Consider the following 20,975-nt stretch of genomic DNA (forward strand, 5'->3'; position numbering starts at 1 on the left):
GTTAAGCCCTTCAGCGCTGATGGTACTTAGGGGGTAGCCCCTTGGGAGAGTAGGTCGTCGCTGGTTTTTTTATTACATAAAGAATGCAAGACGAAAATGAGTCGTCTTGCATTCTTTTTATTATTTATGGATATTACTTAGGGATATACGATTTTTTTATTTTTGAATACATATAATAAATTGTGTTTAGATATAGAAACAGGGGTAATAAATGAGTAGAAAAATTTTGAGGAGGAGAAAAACATGTTGGAAAATTTGAGTCCATTAGAATCTTTAGTTATTGCTCAGGAATTAGAGAAAAGAGGACATGAGTTCTATGGGAAGGCGGTTAAATCCTATAAAACACCCGTGATTCAGAACATGTTCGCTACCTTGAGGGATCAAGAAAAAAGGCATTTGGACGTGTTTACAAGTTTATATGATCAAATGGTGGAAGCTGGAGAGCGACCTCTAACGGAAGAGGAAAGAAGGATCGCCTTGGAAAATTTAGGATTACAAGAATTTTTCTTAAGCTTTAAGAATATCAGTGATATTGTTCTTCCTGAAGATGTGCTTAAGAGAGGTATTGAAGCTGAGCGGAGAAGCATCGAGTACTATGAAGTTTTTAAGAACTATAGCAACAATGACCATACGAAAGACATCTTCCAACAAATTATTGAGGAAGAAAAGAAACATGAATATGACTTGGGAGAGATTTTAAAGCTAGTAGAAGAAAGAGGATTGGATTACTAGAAAAGCAGCAGGTTGCAACCTGCTGCTTTTCTAGTAATCAGGAGTGTAGACCTAAAAAGTTATAATAATAGAAAGGGAAGAAAGGATAGATTTTGTACTTTTATTGAAAATAAGATATAATGTAGAAGGCGGAAAACAAAGAACAGAAGGAAGTTATACTATGAGAAAAACGATACAAGGTAAAAAGGTATTAGAAGCACCCTTATTGTTTAACCGATATGTGTGCCCAGGTTGTATGGAGGATACAGCATTTCGTATCATTAAAAATGAATCCGTGAAGGAAGGATATGAAGATATGGCGTGTCCCATTCGATTTTACGCTCTTTGTAAGAAATGTAAGGTGATTGTATCCTATGTAAAGGATTTAAGTGTAAAGAAAAAATAGTTGATAGATCAAGCAAAGGATCATCAACTATTTTTTTATTGAATTATATAAGAATATTCAGAAAAATAATTATGGATATGATAAAATAGATAAACAATAGGGAAATTTCCGTAAAGGGGTTGGATTTATTTGGCGTATAGACGAAAAATCACGATTAAACATAGTAGAGGCATTCATGCGAGGGTAGCTGCCGCATTGGCTTACAAGGGAAGTGAAATCAATAGAAAATATGATGTATATATATGGATTCAAAAAACCAATGAGGATATAAAAATCCCTATTACCAGTATGGTGGCACTGACAACCTTAAGCATACGGAAGGATGATGAAATCATCCTTATTTGTGAAGGAGAGCGAGGTCAGGAGGCCTTGGCAGAAATATCTGAGTATCTGTTGGATCAAATAGACCTTAGTCACGTGAGTGCCGATGAAGTAGACAAGGTAATTGATAAGACGACCTTGACCAGTGAGAAAATTTTTGAAAGCTTATCCAACGGGATTATGGTTGTGGATGAAAATAATGTGATTACGATCTTTAATAGGGCGGCGGAGAAAATTACAGGATTGAAGCGGGAGAATATGATTGGTTATCAGGCCCATAAAGTATTGGAGGATTCCAAACTGCATAGGGTACTCCAAACGGGGGAGGAAATGAAAGGGGATCGGCAAGTGATTGGAAAGACCATGATTATTACCAATCGATCTCCTATTATCGTAGAAGAAAAAATCATTGGAGCTGTGGCTGTATTTCAAGATATGTCTGAGGTAGAAAGATTATCCCATGAACTGGAGTCTGTGAGAGAAATCAAAGAAAGGTTTGGCACTATATTGGAACATACTCATGATGCGATTTCCATGATTGATGAGCATGGAAAGATTACCTATATCAATCCAACTTTTGAGAGAATATGGAATGTTAAAGGGGAGAAAATTCTAGGGAAAAATATGATGGATGTATTACCTAAGGATGTAACAGGAAGAGTATTAAGAAGCAAAAAAAAGGAGTTAGGGGTACCTGTTCAAACAGCCCATCATACGAAGATTATTACCAATGCGACACCTATTTTTATCGATGGAAAATTAAAGGGTGTTGTATCCACAGGAAAAGAGATTACAGAGCTTCAGCAAATGATGAAAAAACTCAAAGAGGCGGAAGAGAAAATAGAATATTTTCAACAGGAATTGTCACGAAACCAAAGGATAGAAGAAGCCTTTCATAGCATTATTGGAAGCAGCGGTACATTAAAAGAGGTTTTAACCATGGCTTCAAAGGCAGCCAAAACATCCTCTACCATTTTAATTCGTGGGGAAAGCGGTACAGGAAAAGAACTACTGGCCAGGGCAATTCATCAAGCCAGTGAAAAAAAAGACAAGCCTTTTATCCGTGTGAATTGTGCAGCCATACCTGAAAACCTGTTGGAGAGTGAATTGTTTGGTCATGAAAAAGGAGCCTTTACAGGTGCAATAAAAACAAAGCTTGGTAAATTTGAGCTGGCGAATCAAGGCACTATTTTTCTGGATGAGATCGGGGATATGAATCGAGATTTACAGGTAAAGTTACTTCGTGTACTGCAGGAACGGGAATTCGAAAGGATTGGCGGGTTAGAAACAATTAAGATTAATGTAAGGGTGATTGCAGCAACCAATAAAAAATTAGAGGAAATGGTAGCGAAGGGAATATTTCGAGAAGATTTGTATTATCGATTAAATGTCATCCCCATCAATTTGCCCCCACTAAGAGAAAGAAAAGGGGATATTCCTCAATTGGCAGAGCATTTTATTGAAAAGATTTGTAAAAGAGAGAATATCGAGACGAAGGAAATCACAAGGAAAGCATTGAATGCCTTAGAGTCATATGATTGGCCAGGCAATATTCGAGAACTGGAAAACATTATTGAGAGAGGCTTGGCTTTAGGTGAAGGATCAGAATTATGTGAGGATGCTTTGCCCAGCTATATTCGGGGAAAAGAGAATATTCATTCCCAAGAGCTGATCAACCTCATCCACGATGATGTCGCCCCTTTGGAGGTTTATGAAAAACAAATTATTCAGCGAGCGTTAGAAAAGCATAAAACCTTTAACCGTGCAGCGAAGGCTCTAGGAATTACCCATAGAACTGTTGCCTTAAAAGCCAGGAAATATCAGTTGATTAAAGAGAGTTGATAAATTTTATCAACTCTCTTTTGCGTTTTGATAAAAATTGTATATTACCATCGCAGGCTTTTGAAGATGAAATAAAATTTCCTAAGGAGAATGATGCTGTTTAGAATACACCAAGCCCTACAAAAATTTTTAGCAATTTATTTTGGCACAAAGATTGCTTGTTTTATAAATCGAGGTATTAGGCAAAGGAGACATGCATATATTTTTGCAGGAAAAGAAATTGTCATACTAACTTACCGAGAGGTAAGTAGAATAGAAAAGGGGGATTGCTTTATGAAAAAAATGATTAATCATCCAGAGGCAGTTGTAGAAGAAATGTTAGAGGGTGTTGTAAAAGCACATCCGCAGTATGTAAGGAAATTGGAAGGCTTCAACGTACTTGTTCGGGCTAATGGACCCGTCAATGGAAAGGTTGCATTGGTAAGTGGCGGTGGAAGCGGCCATGAACCATCCCATGGAGGTTTTGTTGGCAGAGGTATGCTGGATGGTGCAGTGGCAGGTGCTGTATTTACATCTCCCACACCAGACCAAGTATTTGAAGCTGTAAAAGCAGTGGATGGTGGTGCAGGTGTATTATTGGTTATTAAAAACTATACGGGCGACATCATGAACTTTGAAATGGCAGCAGAAATGGCGGATATGGAAAACATTAAGGTGGCTAGTGTGGTGGTGAACGATGACGTAGCCGTAGAAAATAGCACTTGGACTACAGGACGAAGGGGAATTGCGGGTACTGTTTTCATCCATAAGATAGCAGGGGCTGCGGCAGAAAAAGGAATGAATCTAGATGAAGTAAAACGAGTGGCAGAGAAAACCATCGCTAATGTTCGCTCCATGGGAATGTCTTTGACACCTTGTACAGTACCTGCAGCAGGAAAGCCAAGTTTTGAATTGGCTGAAAATGAAATGGAAGTAGGATTAGGGATTCATGGAGAGCCAGGAACCCATAGAGATGTTATTAAAACAGCTGACGAAATTACAGCCCATCTTGTAGAAAAAATTCTGGAGGATATGGACTATTCTCAGAGTGAAGTAGCTGTATTGATGAATGGATTGGGCGGGACACCTTTGATGGAACTATATATTATGAATAGAAAAGTGAGCAGCATCCTGGAAGAAAGGGGCATCAAGGTACATAAGACCTTCGTAGGAAACTTCATGACATCCCTTGAAATGGCTGGAGCTTCTGTTTCAATTCTGAAGCTTGATGAGGAATTAAAAGAATTATTAGATGCCACAGCAGATACCCCTGCATTTACACAATTATAAGATAATATGGATTTAGGAACAGTGGGAATCCCTGTTCCTAAATCCTATCTATCCTAGTATTCAGTGGACGGAAAGGAGAAGTAGGACGATGACGAGAGACCAGTTGATGAAAGTATTAGAGGAAATAGTTGTTGTTGTAGAAGAAAACAAAGAGTTTTTTACAGATTTAGATCAGGCCATAGGAGATGGGGACCACGGAATAAACTTGAATAGAGGTTTCAAAGCCGTAAAGGAAAAGTTAAGCTCCGTAAGAGATAAGGATTGTGGAACCATATTAAAGACTGTTGCCATGAGTTTAATCTCTACGGTGGGTGGTGCATCGGGACCTCTCTATGGAACTGCTTTCATGAAGGCAGGAGCAGTAGTGGCAGGAAAAGAGGAGATTACCGTAGAAGATAGTATCAAAATATTTGATGAAGCAATTCAAGGAATTATTGCCAGGGGCAAAGCAAGTTGTGGAGATAAGACTATGCTAGATGCGCTGATTCCAGCTTTTGAGGCATGGAAGACAGCTTTTGAAGAAGGAGAAAGTATTGAAGATGCCAGCCAGAAGATGTTAGAGGCAGCTTATCAAGGTGTAGAATATACCAAAACCATCGCTGCTAATAAAGGAAGGGCCAATTATTTAGGAGAAAGAAGCATTGGTCATCAAGATCCAGGAGCTACCTCCAGCTATTTCATGCTAAAAGCAATTGTAGACGTGATGACAAAGGGGGCATAAGCATGGTAGGAATCGTAATTGTTTCCCATAGTGAAAAGGTAGCACAAGGGATTAAAGAACTTAGTGTCCAAATGATCCAATCTCCCATCCATGTGATGGATGCTGGTGGTATGGCAGATGGGGAGATTGGAACAGATGCCAATAGAATCAGAGATGCAATCCAAGAAGCCGATGAAGGTGAAGGGGTAGTGGTATTGGTAGATTTGGGAAGTGCGATCATGAGTGCAGAAATGGCCATAGAGTTTTTGGATGAGGAACAGAGAAAAAGGATTGTCATCGCCGATGGACCTATTGTGGAAGGTGCCATTGCTGCTGCTGTACAGGCATCTATAGGTGGAACTCTATCTCAGGTAAAGGGCGCAGTGGAGGAATGCAGAGGAGTCAGCAAACTATAGAAAGGATGAAATTATGCTGGAGAGAACAATTCAGATACAGAATAAAGAAGGCTTCCATGCGAGACCTGCCACAGTATTGATCAAAGAGGCAAGTAAATATGGCAGCAATATAGAAATTGAATATAATGGCAGGCTTGTAAGCTGCAAGAGCATCATTTCATTAATGACTTTAAAGGCAAGACAAGGAGATACAGTCAAAGTCTATGCTTATGGAGAAGATGAAAGTGAAGCCATGGACAGTATCACTGAATTATTTGAGAATAAATTTGGAGAAGCAGAATAAATGTGCGCACAGTAAGTATTAAAGAATAATAATTATTGATACTTTCTACCAAGTAATTTTCAAATAAAAAAAGGGCTATGGAAAAAAGTATCAAAGGATAGACTGCCCAATGAAAAAAATACTGAAAATTACTACAATTACAAGTTGGCATGTAAATTGCAACATAAAAGGTAAAGGGGAGGATAGGCGTGGGCAATAAATTTTATAACAAGGTACAAGAAAGTCCTGTGATCGCAGCAGTAAATCATCCAGAAAAATTAGAACCGGCGATCCAATCACCCTGTGAAATTATATTTTTAATGTCAGGAAATATTTTTAATATAAAAAGTATTGTAGATAGGGTTAAAGAGAAGGGCATGTACATATATATACATATAGACTTAATGGATGGGTTTTCAAAGGATGCCACAGCATTAAAGTATATTCACGAGAACATTCGGCCAGATGGGATCATCACCACAAAGAGCAACCTCATAAAAATCGCCAAAGATCTAAATATGTTTGCCATTCAAAGACTATTTATTCTAGATTCCCTTTCCTTAGAGACGGGGATTAAATCCATTCATCATATAAAGCCTGATGCTATAGAAATTTTGCCAGGTATCATGCCTAAAATCATCAAAACCATTCATCATGAGACCAGAATACCAGTGATCGCAGGGGGGCTTATCCAGGATAAGGAAGATGTCATAGAAAGCTTGAAGGCTGGTGCCATGGGCATCTCAACCAGTAAAGAAGAACTATGGCTCCTATAGGAAAAATTTTTCAATAGAAGGTAAACGTTTACCTTTTAATAAAACTCATTTCATGAAAAAGGAGGTGAAAATATGAAATATGTAAGAACAACATTAGGTTATGCAATTGCTGGTATATTTGTTATGAGTGTTTGGGGGGCTTTTGCAGGGAAGTATGGCATTGCTGGTGGATGGTTTGCAGGTTTTGCAATCATCGGTAGCATGTGGTTCCTAAACCATTTCCTAGGATTGATTGACAATCCAGGTGCTTTCGTTGATATGGCTCTAGGTATTGGGATTTGTGGTACGATGAGAGACGTATTTATGAAAGGAACAGAAGCGGCAGTGGCATCTATGCCTACACTAATCATCGTGATCTTAGGTGGTATGACAGGCGGTATCGTTGCAGTAATGTGTCAAAAGGACATGGCAAAAAAAGAGGAAGCGAAACAGGAAGCTTAATTATATGAAAAGATGAAGGAATAAAGATGAGGGGAGGGTAATCAATGTCTGGAGGATTAATGATTTCAACATTCGCTGGAGCGTTCATATTTCCATTTCTGATCAGTATGTGTTGGGGTAAACTGGTAGATAACTTTAAAGCAGCAGGTGGTTGGATGGCAGCTGCGTTTATTGTTGGTACAACATGGTCATTAAATCACGGCGTAGGGATGATCTATCAAAGTGGTGGCGCTTGGATTGATATGGCTTGGGCAGCTGGATTTGGTTTATTGGCTGGAGCTATCTATTCAGGTGATAGTCTAGGAAAAGCAATGCCAACTATCATTTGTGCGATCGTCGGTGGTACATTGGGTGGATTCATACTATCTACTTTCCTATAAAATATGGCATAATGAGATACAAATAGACTACTTAAAATTTTGATAAGCGTCGGTACAATGAATAAAGGGGGCAGAACAAATGGGTAAATATGTTTTGGCTTTAGACCAAGGAACCACAAGTTCAAGAGCAATTATATTTGATCATAACGGTAAAAGCGTAGGTGTAGCACAAAAAGAATTTACACAGATTTATCCTAAGCCAGGCTGGGTTGAGCATGATCCAATGGAAATTTGGGGAACCCAAAGTGGTGTAGCAAGAGAGGTATTGGAAACAACAGGAATAAGGCCTCAAGATATCGCTGCCATCGGTATTACCAATCAAAGAGAAACAACGGTTGTTTGGGATAAGAATACTGGAAAGCCTGTTTACAATGCTATTGTATGGCAATGTAGAAGAACAGCGGGAATTTGCGATGATTTAAAGGCCAGAGGTTTAGAAAGCTATATTCGTGAGAATACAGGGCTTGTTGTAGATGCTTATTTCTCAGGAACAAAGGTAAAATGGATCCTTGATAATGTAGAGGGTGCAAGGGAAAAAGCAGAAAATGGCGAGTTGTTATTTGGTAACGTGGACACTTGGTTAATCTGGAACTTAACAAGAGGTAAGGTACATGTAACAGATTACTCTAATGCTTCCAGAACCATGTTGTTTAATATCAAAGAATTAAAGTGGGACGAGAAGATTTTAGCTGAGCTTGGTATTCCAGCTTCTATGTTACCAGAAGTGAAACCATCTAGCTATCAATACGGTGTGACAGATCCACAAACCTTTGGTGGCGCTGAAATTCCAATAGCAGGAGATGCTGGAGATCAGCAAGCTGCTCTATTTGGTCAGGCGTGCTTTGAGCCAGGTATGGCGAAGAACACCTATGGTACTGGCTGCTTCATGTTGATGAATACTGGTGAAAAACTTGTGCCATCTAACAATGGTTTATTAACAACGATTGCTTGGGGATTGGATAACAAGGTTGAATATGCCTTAGAAGGAAGTATCTTTGTTGCAGGCGCTTCTGTTCAATGGCTAAGAGATGAATTAAAATTAATTGATACTGCATCTGCCAGTGAAGAAGTGGCTACTGCAGTTGAAGATACAAATGGTGTTTATGTGGTGCCAGGTTTCGTTGGAATGGGCGCACCATATTGGGATATGTATGCAAGGGGAACAATTGTAGGATTAACACGTGGTGCCAACAGAAACCATATTGTTAGAGCTACATTAGAGTCTATTGCATATCAAACAAGAGACGTACTACAAGCAATGCAGGAAGATTCTGGTATAAATCTTCAAGCATTGAAGGTAGACGGCGGTGCTGTTGCTAATAACTTCTTAATGCAGTTCCAATCTGATATTCTTGGCGTACCAGTAGATCGTCCAGAAGTAACAGAAACAACTGCCCTTGGTGCAGCATATCTTGCTGGATTGGCCGTAGGCTTCTGGGATGACAAGCAAGAAATTGCTAAGAAATGGAATGTAGATAGAACATTCGATCCAGGTATGGAAGAAGAGAAGAAGGAAGGCAAATACAAGGGTTGGAAGAAAGCTGTTGATAGAGCGCTTAAGTGGGAATTAGAAGACTAATTTTCATCCATCTCGATGGATGATGGATGCGGGGTTCAGGTCCGTTGTAAAATAGAGGCCTGAATTCCGCAGTCCCTAATTATAATAATTCTATTTATATTTTTTCATGAATGTTGTATAATGAGTATATAAATGCATATTTGAGGGCTTGAGATCAGGAGAGCCGCATAAATTAGCCTATGGAAAGATAGGTCTTAATTTGTGTGGCCTTTTTTATTGTCTAAGAAAGTATAAATCTTAAGTAAGCTCAGATTAAGTAAGAACAACGGATGTAGAGATTGAGAAAACCAGACAATAAAAAATAGGGGTTGTAGGGGATGAAATCCCTTGCCGTACTAAGGAGGCTGCTCAGACTGCGATAGCAGTCGTCGAAGGGAACCTAGGGTTCCCTAGCGAAAGCGCCTTTAGACCTTTTTTATATTATAAAGCAAATACAGATAGTAGGATTTTCATATAAGGGGGAGTTTTATGTACGATGTAGCGATTATTGGCGCTGGCGTCATCGGATGTGCAGTAGCCAGAGAATTATCTCGATATGATGTAAAGGTAGTTTTACTTGAAAAGGATACAGACATCGCCAATGGTACAACAAAAGCGAATAGTGCCATCGTCCATGGAGGCTATGATGCAAAACCAGGTAGCTTGAAGGCAAGATTTAACGTAGAAGGTAATGCCATGTTTGATAAGCTTTGCAAAGAACTGGATGTGCCCTTTCAAAGAATAGGGTCCTTGGTATTGGCCTTTGATCATGAAGATATGGAGGCAATACAAGAACTATATGAAAGAGGATTAATAAACGGCGTACCCAATATGGAAATACTGGATAGAGAGCAAGTGCTGGCTCTTGAGCCGAATCTTAGTAAGCATGTTGAAGGTGCCCTTCATGCGCCATCAGCAGGCATTGTAGGTCCTTGGGAGCTCGCCATAGCTATGGCAGAAAATGCCATAGAGAATGGTGTAGAATTGAAGCTGGAAAGTAAAGTAACAAAAATTGAAAAGCTGGAAACGGGTTATCAGATATTTACAGATAAGGGAAAGGTTGAAGCGACCTATGTAATCAACTGTGCAGGGCTATATGCCGATGAAGTGCACAACATGGTGGCAGAGCCAAGTTTCAGAATTATTCCAAGGAGAGGTCAATACAATGTATTTGATCGAAGTGTAGGAGACTTTGTTCAAAAAGTGATTTTTCAGTGTCCGACCAAGAAAGGAAAGGGTGTATTGATTACACCGACTGTCCATGGAAATCTGATTGTAGGACCTGATGCAGAGGAGCTTGACTGTAAAGAGAGCATGGAAACGACAATGGAGGGACTCGGGTTTATTCGAGAACAAGGTAGAAAATCAACTGAAAATGTACCTGCCCATGCCATTATTACAGCTTTTGCAGGACTAAGGGCTACACCGAGTACAGGAGATTTTATTATTGAGGAAGTAACTGGTTCTAACGGGTTTATTGATGTGGCAGGTATTGAATCACCTGGCTTGACAGCGGCACCAGCCATTGCAATATATGTCTTAGAGCTGTTAAAAAATTCAGGAGCAATGCTCCAGGAGAAAGCATCCTTTCATCCCATCCGAAGAAAAGCCATACGATTCATGGAGCTTACAGATGAAGAAAAGGCGGAGTTAATTCAAAAGGATCCAAGATTTGGAAAGATCATATGCCGATGTGAGAGCATCACAGAGGGAGAGATCGTAGATATCATTCGAAGAAAAGCGGGGGCGCTGACTGTTGATGGTGTAAAGAGAAGGGCGAGACCTGGAACAGGTAGATGTCAGGGCGGCTTCTGTGGGCCTAGGGTAATGGAAATTCTCGCCAGAGAGCTTGAAATCAATATCACAGAGGTGCTTAAGGATCGTAGTGGCTCTTATATATTAACAGGGCCAACAAAGATAGATACAGAAATTGAAGAGAGCTTCGGTGCTGTGGCAGCAGCGAAAGAGCAGTAAGGAGGGATGAAGATATGTTAAACTATGATATTGTTGTCATCGGAGGAGGTCCTGCTGGTTTAGCAGCAGCCATTGAAGCGAAGAAGAACGGTGTAGATAGCATTCTGGTCATAGAAAGAGATCGCGAACTTGGAGGTATTCTTCAGCAGTGTATCCATAATGGGTTTGGTCTTCATATCTTTAAAGAGGAACTGACGGGACCAGAATATGCCCAACGATTCATTCAACAGCTAGAAGATATGGGCATTTCTTATAAATTAGATACCATGGTATTGGACATTAGGGAAGACAAAACCTTGAGTGTAATCAATCGCATCGATGGTTTGATAAAGGTACAAGGAAAAGCCATTGTCCTGGCCATGGGCTGCCGAGAGAGAACAAGAGGTGCCATCAATATTCCTGGTACAAGGCCGGCAGGTGTATTTACCGCAGGAACCGCTCAAAGATTTGTAAATATGGAGGGCTATATGGTCGGTAAAAAGGTAGTGATCCTAGGCTCAGGAGATATTGGGCTGATTATGGCCAGAAGACTTACCCTAGAGGGCGCAGAAGTCAAGGCTGTGGCGGAACTGTTGCCTTATTCAGGAGGTCTTACCAGAAATATTGTACAATGCCTGGATGATTTTGAGATTCCTTTGTTCTTAAGTCATACGTTGATCGATGTAAAAGGAAGAGACCGGGTAGAAGGAGTTACTATTGCCAAGGTAGATGAGAAGAGAAGACCTATACCAGGTACGGAGCAGTACTATGAATGCGATACACTTCTCTTATCTGTAGGACTTATTCCAGAAAATGAGCTTTCAAAGAGTGCAAGCATTCAGTTGGATCCCATTACAGGAGGCCCTGTTGTCAATGAGGCTATGGAGACATCGGTAAAAGGTATTTTTGCCTGTGGCAATGTGGTACATGTCCATGATCTAGTAGACTGGGTAACTGAGGAAAGTAGAAGAGCAGGAAAAAATGCAGCGAAATTTATCAAAGATGAACTGTGTGATGAGGGCCCTTCTTTTAGAACGGCTGCAGAAAAAGGAATTCGATATATAGTTCCTCACATGGTAAGGATAGGAAACACGGAGCAAACTGTGGATTTGTTTATGCGGGTAGATGATGTATACGCCAATGTGGATATGGTTGTTAAATTGGATGGTGTAAGCATACGTACCATAAAGAAGAAGCATCTTGCACCAGGTGAGATGGAAAGCATAAAAATTCCAAGGAAGCTTTTAGAGGAAAAAAGTGGAGGCATGCTTACAGTTTGTCTAGAAAAGGAGGGGGCGTAAATGAGTAAAAAGGAAATGATTTGTATTGTTTGTCCCATGGGATGTCGCCTTACCTTACAAGAGGATATAAATGAGGAAAGGGGATATAAGATTTCAGGGAATCAATGTCATCGGGGGGTGGAATATGGTATCATGGAGCAGGTAAATCCTACCCGGGCTCTTACGTCAACGGTAAGAATCAAGAATGCATCCTTGAGTCGTTTGCCAGTCCGTACAGATCATCCGATTCCTAAGGCAAAGCTATTTGAATGTATGAGAATTTTAGATCATATAGAGGTTCAAGCACCTATACAGATGGGAGATATTGTGGTGGAAAACGTTTTAAACACCGATGTAAATATCATTGCATCAAGAAGTATGGCTTGAGGGGGGAGTACGGGTGAGAATAGCAGCGGTCACAAACATTGGAACGAAAAAGAAGATAGGACAGAGAGAATTGACAGAGTGGAGATATAGTCAATTATTTGATGATATGTTGGATGGTATTTGCATTATCAATGAATTTGGTCATATTGAGTATGTGAATCGATCCTATGAAAGATTGTTGCGAGTAAATCATCATGGAGAGACGGGTAAAAGCATATTTCATACCCAAAATGATGAAGTGATTCTGACCGCCTATAGGGAAAAGAGACCTACAAAAGGAAATCTAAATTATTATATCGGTGCCAATCAAATTAGTGTTGCTGCGTCTCCAATTTTTCATCATGAAATATTTCGAGGTGTGATTGCCATATACCGAGAAATATTTCCAATGGAAAAAATAAAGAAAAAAGACACGCTAATTGAGCTATCTGTATCCAATGAAGCCCATGGCGTTGACCTCAATCCAAATTTTAAAGAAATTGTAGGAAAGAGTAAAGTGATGGAAAAGGCGCTGCTCATGGCGCAAAAAGCTGCAAAAACATCTGCTACTGTATTGGTAAGGGGAGAAAGTGGAACAGGAAAAGAATTGGTAGCAAGGGCCATCCATTATTCCAGTGAAAGGGTCAGTAAACCCTTCGTAAAAGTAAATTGTGGTGCTATTCCAGCTACATTGCTAGAATCAGAGCTTTTTGGACATGAGCAGGGGGCTTTTACGGGAGCCATCCGTAGAAAAAAGGGGAAGTTCGAACAAGCTGATGGTGGTACGATTTTTCTAGATGAGATTGGAGATATGCCGATGGAAATGCAGGTAAAGCTGCTGAGGGTTCTCCAAGAACGAGAGTTTGAAAGAGTAGGTGGGGAAGAAACCATAAAATGTGATGTGAGAATCATTGCGGCCACCAATCGTCCCTTAGAGGATTTGATGGAAAAGGGAGAATTTCGGGATGATTTATATTATCGATTGAATGTAGTCCCCATTCACCTTCCAGCGTTAAAGGAGAGGAAGGATGATATTCATTTATTGGTTCAGCACTTTATAGAGAAAATTTGCATGAGACTGGGAAAAGATCTTATAGGTCTTACCGAAGAAGCTGAGGTTTGCCTGTGCAATTATGATTGGCCAGGAAATATTCGAGAACTGGAGAATCTCATGGAGAGGCTCATCGTTCTAACGGAAAGTGATGAAATTACTATGGGAGATTTGCCATCTTATATATCCAATGTTTATCAAAGTAGTTATATTCCAGGGGATACAAAGCCTTTGATTGACTTTGGTCTAAATGGGGAAATCGCAACCCTTGAAGAATACGAGAAAGAAATCATCCGCTATGCCATTCGAAAGTTTGGGAGTTTCAATGCGGCAGGGAAAGCATTGGGAGTAACCCATAAAACTGTGGCTTTTAAGGCTAGAAAATATAATATCATCGAAGATTAAGGATAGAAGATATGAAGCCCATCAATACCTATTGATGGGTTTAATATTTGGGAAAAAGTATCAGAAAATTATAAAAAATGTAAACCTGCTGGTAAAAATGACCATGTTCGATACTGAGATAGATCAAAATAAGGAGTGAAATAGGAGCAATGTGACACGGGATGAACTGTGAAATCAAATTTTGTCAAAAAAAGGCTGCGAGATGGAAGCTTCATTGGCACTTGGCATATACATTGCTATAGACAGGAGTAATGATAAGGGAGGAGGGGATATGATGAATAAAAAAGGTGTTTTTTATGGAATACATTCGTTTATCCAAAATCATTCAAGTGAAAAAGAGGAGAAAAACGATCTTGGAAAGAGTGCTAATATGCAAAAAACTGGAAAGATGGAAAACAATATCCTAGAGGTTTCAGAAAAGGTGGCAATAAATGCACAGAATCTTATCAATTTGTCCCATAAGAATACAGAGGATGCATGTCAATTAGAAAACCTTGCCAAGGATATGCTTGGGAATATTCATAGGATGGTAAAGGTTACAGATGATGTGAATGCCAGTATTCAACAATGGGCAGCTGCATCTCAGATTGCTACAACGCAAGCCCATAATATGCTGATCTCCTCGAATGCCTCTATGGAATTGATTGGGAAGAGCAAAGATACGATTCAGGATTCCAATCTTTTTCTTCTTGAAATGGCAAAGGAAATCAAGTTATCCGCTAAGAACATGGAGATACTTCAACCCATTACAAAGCAAATGACAATGTTCCTAGGCAATATAGAAAATATTGCAAAGCAGACAAATTTATTGGCACTGAATGCTGCCATCGAAGCAGCTAGAGCAGGGGATACAGGGAAGGGGTTTTCTGTGGTAGCCGATGAAATTAGAAAGCTGTCTGATGAGAGTACCCAGTTGACCAATGAAATGAAGACAGGTGTAGGTTCTATTACGCGTACTATAGAAAGTATCAATAGGGGGTTTGAAAGAAATCTAGGGAAGATCTCGGGTGTAGAAGATGTCTCTAAAAAAGCGGCAATGGCCATGGAAGAGATTGAACATCAACTTAGAGACATCCAGCATGCTCTGAACGTAATTTTTGACTCTGCTGATGGACAGGGACGAATGGGAGAACAGATTGCTGTGTCTATCAAAGAGGTTTCAGATGCTTCTGGCGATTCAATGGATGTTAGTAATAAAACTATGGAATCTATTGTGAATCAGTTAAGAAACAATAAGGAAATAGCAGTCTTGGCAGAAGAGTTGGGAAACTGTTCTTATGATCTTCAAAAAACTGCTGTTCAGTATAAGACGGATGAAGAAATATTTTTTGGCATTAATCCTATTGCTTCTCCGGAGCTGCGGAAACAATACTTTAATATTATTACCGAAGCAGCTAGACAAGCAGGATTAAAAGCTAGGACCATTATTGTACAAGATTATAATGCATTGGCTGAGGCTATGGCCAATAATATCATTGATGTAGGCTGGTTTTCTCCCTTTGCCTATGTAAATGCCAGAACAAAAACAAAGGCAGAGCCCATCGCCATGGCTGTGATCAATGGACAGACCTTCTATCACGGGTGTATCATCACAAAGAAGAATAATGGTATTCTCAACCTGCAAGATTTAAGCAATAAGGTTTTTGGTTATGTAGACGAAAAATCCACATCGGGATATGTTTACCCAAGATATATATTAAAAGAAAATCATTTGAACGCCGATAGGATGTTTAAGCAAGTTCAGTATCTAGGCAGCCATAACAAAGTGATCGAGGCGGTACTACAGGGCGATGTGGATGGAGGAGCTACTTATGATGTGGGAATTCAGGTTGCCAGCAAGGCAGGCTTACCTATACAGCAGCTAAATATCCTTGCAAAGACAGAGCCGATACCAGCTGATGCTATTGCTGTCAATCCCAATATGAGCAATCATAAAATGCAGCAACTTAAAGAGGCATTTTTAAATCTTAAGCACACGGAGAAGGGAATGACCCTATTTGTTAACTCTATTTTTACTGATTTTATCGAAAACAATGACAGTTATTATGATGTGATTCGAAAGGTATCAAAATAAAAAACGATGGAGTGTGTAAAGAGAACCATAGAAGTAAAAAAATAGATGTCAAAAAAGGGGACAAGGGTACAGAAAAGATCTGTACCCTTGTTTTGGGGAAGAAACATTATATATTCGAAAGAAAATCCTCTGCTTGTTGGATCATGGTTTCAATGCTTCCTTTGGCTGTAGAGCCATAGGACACTTTGGAAGCAATGCAGCTTTCAATCTTTATGATCTCTAGAATGTCCTCAGTAAAAGCAGGGGAAAAGCTTGTAAATTCTTCTAGGGATAAATCATCAATGGCTTTTCCATGCTGAATGCAGTGGAGCACCATCTTACCTACGATCTCGTGGGAGCTTCGGAAGGGGAGTCCCTTTTTTACCAGATAATCAGCCACATCAGTAGCATTCATAAAACCTTCTTTAGTAGCCTTTTTCATCTGGTCTTTCTGAACCGTCATAGTTTTTAACATCTCATTGAAAATCACGAGACAATCTTTAAGATTTTCAACAGTATCAAACAGGGGAGGTTTATCTTCCTGCATATCCTTATTGTAAGCTAGTGGAAGTCCCTTCATGATGGTCAATATGTTCATGAGGTTTCCATAAATTCTACCTGTTTTTCCGCGGATGAGTTCAGCCACATCGGGGTTTTTCTTTTGAGGCATGATACTGCTTCCCGTACTGTAGGCATCATCCATCTCAATAAAATGAAACTCTGCAGAACTCCAGAGAATAAGCTCTTCACAAAATCTGCTGAGGTGCATCATCATGATGGAAGCATCGCTGATAAATTCGATGGCAAAATCTCGATCACTGACAGCATCCATGGAGTTTTGGCAAACATCAGTGAAACCCAATTGCTGCGCCAGAAATTGACGATCTGTAGCATAGGTTGTACCTGCCAAGGCACCAGCTCCTAGGGGCATGATATTGACCCTTTCATAGCAGTCATGAAGTCTAGCCAAGTCTCTTTTAAACATTTGGAAATAAGCCATCATATGGTAGCCAAGGGTAACGGGTTGAGCTCTTTGGAGATGAGTGTACCCAGGCATCACTGTATCTCCATGGATTTTCCCAAGATCTTTTAAAGTTGTTAACAAGTTCTTCAGTAATCCACAGATTTCTTCGATTTCTTCTCGAAGATAGAGGCGGATATCCACAGCCACCTGGTCATTTCTACTTCTGGCTGTATGAAGCTTCTTACCAACGTCTCCAATACGATCGATGAGGAGCTTTTCAATATTCATATGAATATCCTCATACTCAATTTGAAAGGTGACAAAGCCCTTTTCGATATCTTCTAAGATGGATTGGAGTCCATCTATAATTATCTGAGATTCTTCGATGGTGATAATATTGCATTTGCCCAGCATTTTGGCGTGGGCAATGCTGCCTATAATATCATGTTTATACAACTTTTGATCGAATTCGATGGAGGCATTGAAGCTGTCTACAAGGGAAGCTGTGTTTTTGGCAAATCTCCCGCCCCATAGCTTCATATAGCTTTTTTCTCTTTCTTTGCTTCCTTCTCATTTTCGAATTTCATAAGAGATCGAATGGTCAATGGAAGAGCAAATAGATTAATGAAGCCCTCTGCATCTTTTTGATTGTAAACATGATCTTCGCCAAAAGTAACGAATTCTTCGTTGTATAAAGAATATGGAGAAGCTGTAGCCACAGCTTTACAAGTGCCTTTATATAATTTTAATCTTACTTTACCTGTCACGTACTCCTGCGTACTATTTACAAACTGATCTAGGGCATCCTTTAATGGTGTAAACCATAACCCATCATAAACCAACTGAGCATACTTTTCTGATACGGTCTTCTTGAAGCTCATGGTGGATCGGTCTAAAGTTAACTTTTCCAATGACTTATGCGCCTCATATAGGATGGTACCACCCGGTGTTTCATAAACGCCTCTGGATTTCATACCTACCAATCGATTTTCGACAATATCGATAATTCCTACGCCATGGGCGCCACCAATCTTATTTAATGTATGGATCATCTCTACAGGATCATAGGCAATACCATTGACAGATGTAGGGATACCCTTTTCAAATTCAATTTCTACGTAAGCAGGTGTATCAGGTGCTTTGTCTGGAGCCACCCCCATCATATAGATGCTGCTGTCATGTTCATTCCAGGGGCTTTCTAAGTTTCCGCCTTCATGACTTAGGTGCCAGATGTTTCGATCACGGCTGTAAGGATCTTTTTTGGTAACCGGAATAGGAATACCATGCTTTGTAGCATAGTCGATACAATCTTCTCGGGATTTCAGATCCCATATTCTCCAGGGAGCAATCACCTTTAAGAATGGGTTCAGTGCCTTGATCGTTGCTTCGAAACGAACTTGATCATTTCCTTTACCAGTTGCGCCGTGGGCAATGGCCACAGCCCCTTCTTTTTCTGCGATTTCAACTAGTTTCTTGGCGATCAATGGTCTAGCAAAGGAAGTACCCAATAAGTAATCATCTTCATAAACAGCCCCCGCCTTTAAGGTTGGGAAAACATAATCTGTAATGAATTCTTTCGTCACGTCTACCACATAGGCTTTAGAAGCACCTGTGGAAAGTGCTTTTTTCTCTACTGCCACTAAGTCTTCTTCCTGACCTACGTCTACACAAACCGCGATTACTTCATAGCCATAATGCTCTTCTAACCATTTAAGTATAACGGAAGTATCCAGTCCTCCGGAGTATGCCAATACTACTTTTTGTTTTTCCATTATCCTAACCTCCCAAAAATGAAAATTTCTTAATTCTTATTATAGCAAAAATGTATGATTATGCAATATAAATATGCAAATTAATTTATAAAAATACAAAATAAATTTTGTAACATGTATTTCTTGTAAACTATAAAATAGAAGAAATGTTGAATGAATACTGATTATTTGTGGATAAGCAGGTTTGATCTCTCGATGGGCTAGAAGAGGATATGAAAAATAATAAGAGATGTTACTTTATAATAAATATACAAATTGAAGCATATAAAAACAGAAAGCAATTAGTTATTGGATAACTATAATATGCATAATTCTTCTCCTTAGTTATTTTTAAAAGATTAAAGTATGACAAAGGGAAAGTTACATTTATTATTGCATTTGAAAAGATAGACCAACTTAAAGAAAAAAATAAATTTCCTAGTTGGATTACTTCCATTGATTGCAATCTAGCTAAATAGTATACGTGATTTCCATATAATGGTATAATGGTGTTATATGATATTGATTTGAAATGATGGAGTTGCAAAGGAGGGATTATAATAAGTAGGCTATATAATTTACTTCTAAAATTTGCTGTTGAAAAAATAATAAATGATACAACTAATAGGCTGCTATTTGGAGTGATTTTGCTATTTATAGGTACCTTCCTCATACATTACATAAGAAGAGGGCAATAAGTATCAAACATTAGTAATTTAATAAAATAATAAGAAAGGCCTTTTACAGTATTTGTAGAAGGCTTTTCTTATTATTCATTAATAATTTCTACCGTATCTAAAATCTAGGATCTTCATAGAAGTAATCTTCAAAGTATCAGGGAGATACTTGTATTCAATATCTACTCTCATAGCGCCTCTTCGCCCATAAGCCTCCATTTGTTTTAGTAATTCGAACCATTGTTGAGATAATAAAACCTCATCAATAGAATCAAAGTAACCTCCAATTGTATATGCTGCCCCTAAAACTAAGAATAATTCTCCTATGAAGATAGCTCCAAAAGCTGTAGCTAGACCACTGATGCCTGATTCTACTAATGTTTGAATTTCTGTGTTTCTAATCCAATTCCAAAAATCCCTTTGACTACCTCTGTAAAGCCCTTCAATTTGACCCGCATTTAAATACATTACTTGAGTTCCAATTGCCATAAAAATCTCTTCTTTTCGTTTTTTATTTTTCTAGGCTTCCACTCTCTGGCCAGCTCGTTTTGCCCTACACTAAATAAAACGGGGAAAAGGGATCAAGAATCAACTAAATCAAAAAAATAATTTCTAAAAAAATTTTCTAAAGTGGTTGATTTTTTTCAAAAAAATCCGTTTTATATAGAGGGATCAAATTTTCTACCAAAATGCACTTTTCAACAGTCTTGTATAGAAAAGGGAATTAAATTTTTAACAATTTCCAAATGAATCTTATGGTTAAACAAGTTACAGGGGGGGATACAAGGAGGAGATAAGATGGATAGTTTAGCAAAGAAGTTTTTAGAGGAAGATGCAACAAATAAAGATCTATACATCCAGGGAATTATCTTCAAGAATGACAGCTTTTTAGATGTCTTCAATCAGAAATTTAATGATTACCTGTTTCTGAATAAAAAAGTGAATGTGCAGCTGCACATTCACTTTTTTATATATGAAAATATTTTAACTATCATTTGATACATTTTTTAGTTAGATTTAAATGTACCTATACAACCTGTTGGGTTGTAAACTGTTGTAGTTTTCCAAAGATCAATTGCTTTATATGGTATAGCCAGACCACCTGAAATTGTATATCCATTAGATATTGCAACTCCACATTTTTTTGAAATGGCTTCTGCCATTCTAGCATCTTCACTATAAGAAACTAGTGCGCTAAAAATATCATAAGCTATTACAGCATTTCCGAGATAAGGTATAAATTTAGCAGCTTGTTCTTGTCCTAACTTAGTTGCTAACCATTTACTTGCCTCTGTTACTGACCTTTCCCCGATAAAATAGACACGCTATACGGCTAGTTTTCTTTCATTTTCATAGGATATCGGGGTTTTATATCCAAGAGCAGAATGTAGCC

21 protein-coding genes and 1 rRNA gene are annotated in these 20,975 nt (G+C 39.0%); 18 read left to right on the top strand and 4 right to left on the bottom strand.

Annotated elements, in window-relative coordinates:
- The 17 genes from rrf to phnD form a co-directional block, all read left to right on the top strand.
- Positions 1-66 (top strand): 5S ribosomal RNA (gene rrf, locus HNQ80_RS26790); the annotation flags it as partial.
- A 177-nt stretch (positions 67-243) separates the two neighbouring features.
- Positions 244-732 (top strand): ferritin family protein, encoded by a 489-nt coding sequence (locus HNQ80_RS24500; RefSeq protein WP_184313701.1) that lies wholly within the window; start codon positions 244-246, stop codon positions 730-732.
- Between the two features lie 160 nt (positions 733-892).
- Complete coding sequence (locus tag HNQ80_RS24505) at positions 893-1,117, top strand: hypothetical protein (protein WP_184313703.1); 225 nt, start codon at positions 893-895, stop codon at positions 1,115-1,117.
- A gap of 129 nt (positions 1,118-1,246) precedes the next feature.
- Positions 1,247-3,280: a sigma 54-interacting transcriptional regulator gene (locus HNQ80_RS26375; protein ID WP_184313704.1), complete on the top strand. Its 2,034-nt coding sequence runs from the start codon at positions 1,247-1,249 to the stop codon at positions 3,278-3,280.
- A gap of 273 nt (positions 3,281-3,553) precedes the next feature.
- The gene (gene dhaK / locus HNQ80_RS24515) at positions 3,554-4,549 is read left to right on the top strand and encodes a dihydroxyacetone kinase subunit DhaK (RefSeq protein ID WP_184313707.1); all 996 of its coding nucleotides are present in this window, start codon (positions 3,554-3,556) and stop codon (positions 4,547-4,549) included.
- Positions 4,550-4,637: 88 nt separating this feature from the next.
- Positions 4,638-5,270 (top strand): dihydroxyacetone kinase subunit DhaL, encoded by a 633-nt coding sequence (gene dhaL / locus HNQ80_RS24520; protein ID WP_184313708.1) that lies wholly within the window; start codon positions 4,638-4,640, stop codon positions 5,268-5,270.
- Between the two features lie 2 nt (positions 5,271-5,272).
- Positions 5,273-5,665 (top strand): dihydroxyacetone kinase phosphoryl donor subunit DhaM, encoded by a 393-nt coding sequence (gene dhaM, locus HNQ80_RS24525; protein WP_184313710.1) that lies wholly within the window; start codon positions 5,273-5,275, stop codon positions 5,663-5,665.
- A gap of 13 nt (positions 5,666-5,678) precedes the next feature.
- Entirely contained in the window at positions 5,679-5,948 is a 270-nt protein-coding gene (locus HNQ80_RS24530; protein ID WP_184313712.1) for an HPr family phosphocarrier protein, read from the top strand.
- Between the two features lie 188 nt (positions 5,949-6,136).
- Positions 6,137-6,703: a glycerol-3-phosphate responsive antiterminator gene (locus tag HNQ80_RS24535; protein WP_184313714.1), complete on the top strand. Its 567-nt coding sequence runs from the start codon at positions 6,137-6,139 to the stop codon at positions 6,701-6,703.
- A gap of 72 nt (positions 6,704-6,775) precedes the next feature.
- Positions 6,776-7,144 (top strand): Lin0368 family putative glycerol transporter subunit, encoded by a 369-nt coding sequence (locus tag HNQ80_RS24540; protein ID WP_184313716.1) that lies wholly within the window; start codon positions 6,776-6,778, stop codon positions 7,142-7,144.
- 44 nt (positions 7,145-7,188) lie between these two features.
- Entirely contained in the window at positions 7,189-7,524 is a 336-nt protein-coding gene (locus HNQ80_RS24545; protein ID WP_184313718.1) for a Lin0368 family putative glycerol transporter subunit, read from the top strand.
- 79 nt (positions 7,525-7,603) lie between these two features.
- Positions 7,604-9,103 carry a glycerol kinase GlpK gene (gene glpK / locus HNQ80_RS24550; protein WP_184313720.1) on the top strand — a complete coding sequence of 500 codons (1,500 nt, stop codon included), beginning with the start codon at positions 7,604-7,606 and terminating at the stop codon, positions 9,101-9,103.
- A 468-nt stretch (positions 9,104-9,571) separates the two neighbouring features.
- Positions 9,572-11,056 carry an NAD(P)/FAD-dependent oxidoreductase gene (locus HNQ80_RS24555; RefSeq protein ID WP_184313723.1) on the top strand — a complete coding sequence of 495 codons (1,485 nt, stop codon included), beginning with the start codon at positions 9,572-9,574 and terminating at the stop codon, positions 11,054-11,056.
- 14 nt (positions 11,057-11,070) lie between these two features.
- Positions 11,071-12,336 carry an NAD(P)/FAD-dependent oxidoreductase gene (locus HNQ80_RS24560; protein ID WP_184313725.1) on the top strand — a complete coding sequence of 422 codons (1,266 nt, stop codon included), beginning with the start codon at positions 11,071-11,073 and terminating at the stop codon, positions 12,334-12,336.
- A complete protein-coding gene (locus HNQ80_RS24565) occupies positions 12,337-12,702 on the top strand; it encodes a DUF1667 domain-containing protein (protein WP_184313727.1) in 366 nt (121 codons plus the stop codon).
- 13 nt (positions 12,703-12,715) lie between these two features.
- Positions 12,716-14,137, top strand: coding sequence for a sigma-54 interaction domain-containing protein (locus HNQ80_RS26380; RefSeq protein WP_184313729.1), 1,422 nt, complete (start codon positions 12,716-12,718; stop codon positions 14,135-14,137).
- Positions 14,138-14,408: 271 nt separating this feature from the next.
- Positions 14,409-16,211, top strand: a complete 1,803-nt coding sequence (phnD, locus tag HNQ80_RS24575; protein ID WP_184313731.1) for a phosphate/phosphite/phosphonate ABC transporter substrate-binding protein — start codon at positions 14,409-14,411, stop codon at positions 16,209-16,211.
- Positions 16,212-16,317: 106 nt separating this feature from the next.
- Here phnD and argH read toward each other — a convergent pair whose 3' ends face one another.
- From argH to HNQ80_RS24590, 3 genes are all read right to left on the bottom strand, one after another.
- Positions 16,318-17,694, bottom strand: coding sequence for an argininosuccinate lyase (gene argH, locus HNQ80_RS24580; protein ID WP_184313733.1), 1,377 nt, complete (start codon positions 17,692-17,694; stop codon positions 16,318-16,320).
- A complete protein-coding gene (locus HNQ80_RS24585; RefSeq protein WP_184313735.1) occupies positions 17,691-18,926 on the bottom strand; it encodes an argininosuccinate synthase in 1,236 nt (411 codons plus the stop codon). The genes argH and HNQ80_RS24585 overlap by 4 nt, the downstream gene beginning before the upstream one ends.
- 755 nt (positions 18,927-19,681) lie before the next feature.
- A complete protein-coding gene (locus HNQ80_RS24590) occupies positions 19,682-20,071 on the bottom strand; it encodes a hypothetical protein (RefSeq protein WP_184313737.1) in 390 nt (129 codons plus the stop codon).
- A gap of 309 nt (positions 20,072-20,380) precedes the next feature.
- Here HNQ80_RS24590 and HNQ80_RS24595 point away from each other — a divergent pair, with 309 nt between their 5' ends.
- A complete protein-coding gene (locus HNQ80_RS24595; protein WP_184313739.1) occupies positions 20,381-20,581 on the top strand; it encodes a hypothetical protein in 201 nt (66 codons plus the stop codon).
- An 8-nt stretch (positions 20,582-20,589) separates the two neighbouring features.
- Here HNQ80_RS24595 and HNQ80_RS24600 read toward each other — a convergent pair whose 3' ends face one another.
- Positions 20,590-20,745 carry a hypothetical protein gene (locus HNQ80_RS24600; RefSeq protein ID WP_184313741.1) on the bottom strand — a complete coding sequence of 52 codons (156 nt, stop codon included), beginning with the start codon at positions 20,743-20,745 and terminating at the stop codon, positions 20,590-20,592.
- Positions 20,746-20,975: the final 230 nt, after the last annotated feature.

The organism is Anaerosolibacter carboniphilus (assembly GCF_014205875.1).
Classification (GTDB): Bacteria; Bacillota; Clostridia; order Peptostreptococcales; family Thermotaleaceae; genus Anaerosolibacter; species Anaerosolibacter carboniphilus.

What these genes read in the sequence shown, in the direction of transcription:
- HNQ80_RS24500 (WP_184313701.1), top strand. Translation starts at nt 244, where the DNA reads ATGTTGGAAAATTTGAGTCCATTAGAATCTTTAGTTATTGCTCAGGAA.
- HNQ80_RS24505 (WP_184313703.1), top strand. Translation starts at nt 893, where the DNA reads ATGAGAAAAACGATACAAGGTAAAAAGGTATTAGAAGCACCCTTATTG.
- dhaK (WP_184313707.1), top strand. Translation starts at nt 3,554, where the DNA reads ATGAAAAAAATGATTAATCATCCAGAGGCAGTTGTAGAAGAAATGTTA.
- dhaL (WP_184313708.1), top strand. Translation starts at nt 4,638, where the DNA reads ATGACGAGAGACCAGTTGATGAAAGTATTAGAGGAAATAGTTGTTGTT.
- dhaM (WP_184313710.1), top strand. Translation starts at nt 5,273, where the DNA reads ATGGTAGGAATCGTAATTGTTTCCCATAGTGAAAAGGTAGCACAAGGG.
- HNQ80_RS24530 (WP_184313712.1), top strand. Translation starts at nt 5,679, where the DNA reads ATGCTGGAGAGAACAATTCAGATACAGAATAAAGAAGGCTTCCATGCG.
- HNQ80_RS24540 (WP_184313716.1), top strand. Translation starts at nt 6,776, where the DNA reads ATGAAATATGTAAGAACAACATTAGGTTATGCAATTGCTGGTATATTT.
- HNQ80_RS24545 (WP_184313718.1), top strand. Translation starts at nt 7,189, where the DNA reads ATGTCTGGAGGATTAATGATTTCAACATTCGCTGGAGCGTTCATATTT.
- glpK (WP_184313720.1), top strand. Translation starts at nt 7,604, where the DNA reads ATGGGTAAATATGTTTTGGCTTTAGACCAAGGAACCACAAGTTCAAGA.
- HNQ80_RS24555 (WP_184313723.1), top strand. Translation starts at nt 9,572, where the DNA reads ATGTACGATGTAGCGATTATTGGCGCTGGCGTCATCGGATGTGCAGTA.
- HNQ80_RS24560 (WP_184313725.1), top strand. Translation starts at nt 11,071, where the DNA reads ATGTTAAACTATGATATTGTTGTCATCGGAGGAGGTCCTGCTGGTTTA.
- HNQ80_RS24565 (WP_184313727.1), top strand. Translation starts at nt 12,337, where the DNA reads ATGAGTAAAAAGGAAATGATTTGTATTGTTTGTCCCATGGGATGTCGC.
- phnD (WP_184313731.1), top strand. Translation starts at nt 14,409, where the DNA reads ATGATGAATAAAAAAGGTGTTTTTTATGGAATACATTCGTTTATCCAA.
- argH (WP_184313733.1), bottom strand. Translation starts at nt 17,694, where the DNA reads ATGAAGCTATGGGGCGGGAGATTTGCCAAAAACACAGCTTCCCTTGTA.
- HNQ80_RS24585 (WP_184313735.1), bottom strand. Translation starts at nt 18,926, where the DNA reads ATGGAAAAACAAAAAGTAGTATTGGCATACTCCGGAGGACTGGATACT.
- HNQ80_RS24590 (WP_184313737.1), bottom strand. Translation starts at nt 20,071, where the DNA reads ATGGCAATTGGAACTCAAGTAATGTATTTAAATGCGGGTCAAATTGAA.
- HNQ80_RS24595 (WP_184313739.1), top strand. Translation starts at nt 20,381, where the DNA reads ATGGATAGTTTAGCAAAGAAGTTTTTAGAGGAAGATGCAACAAATAAA.
- HNQ80_RS24600 (WP_184313741.1), bottom strand. Translation starts at nt 20,745, where the DNA reads ATGGCAGAAGCCATTTCAAAAAAATGTGGAGTTGCAATATCTAATGGA.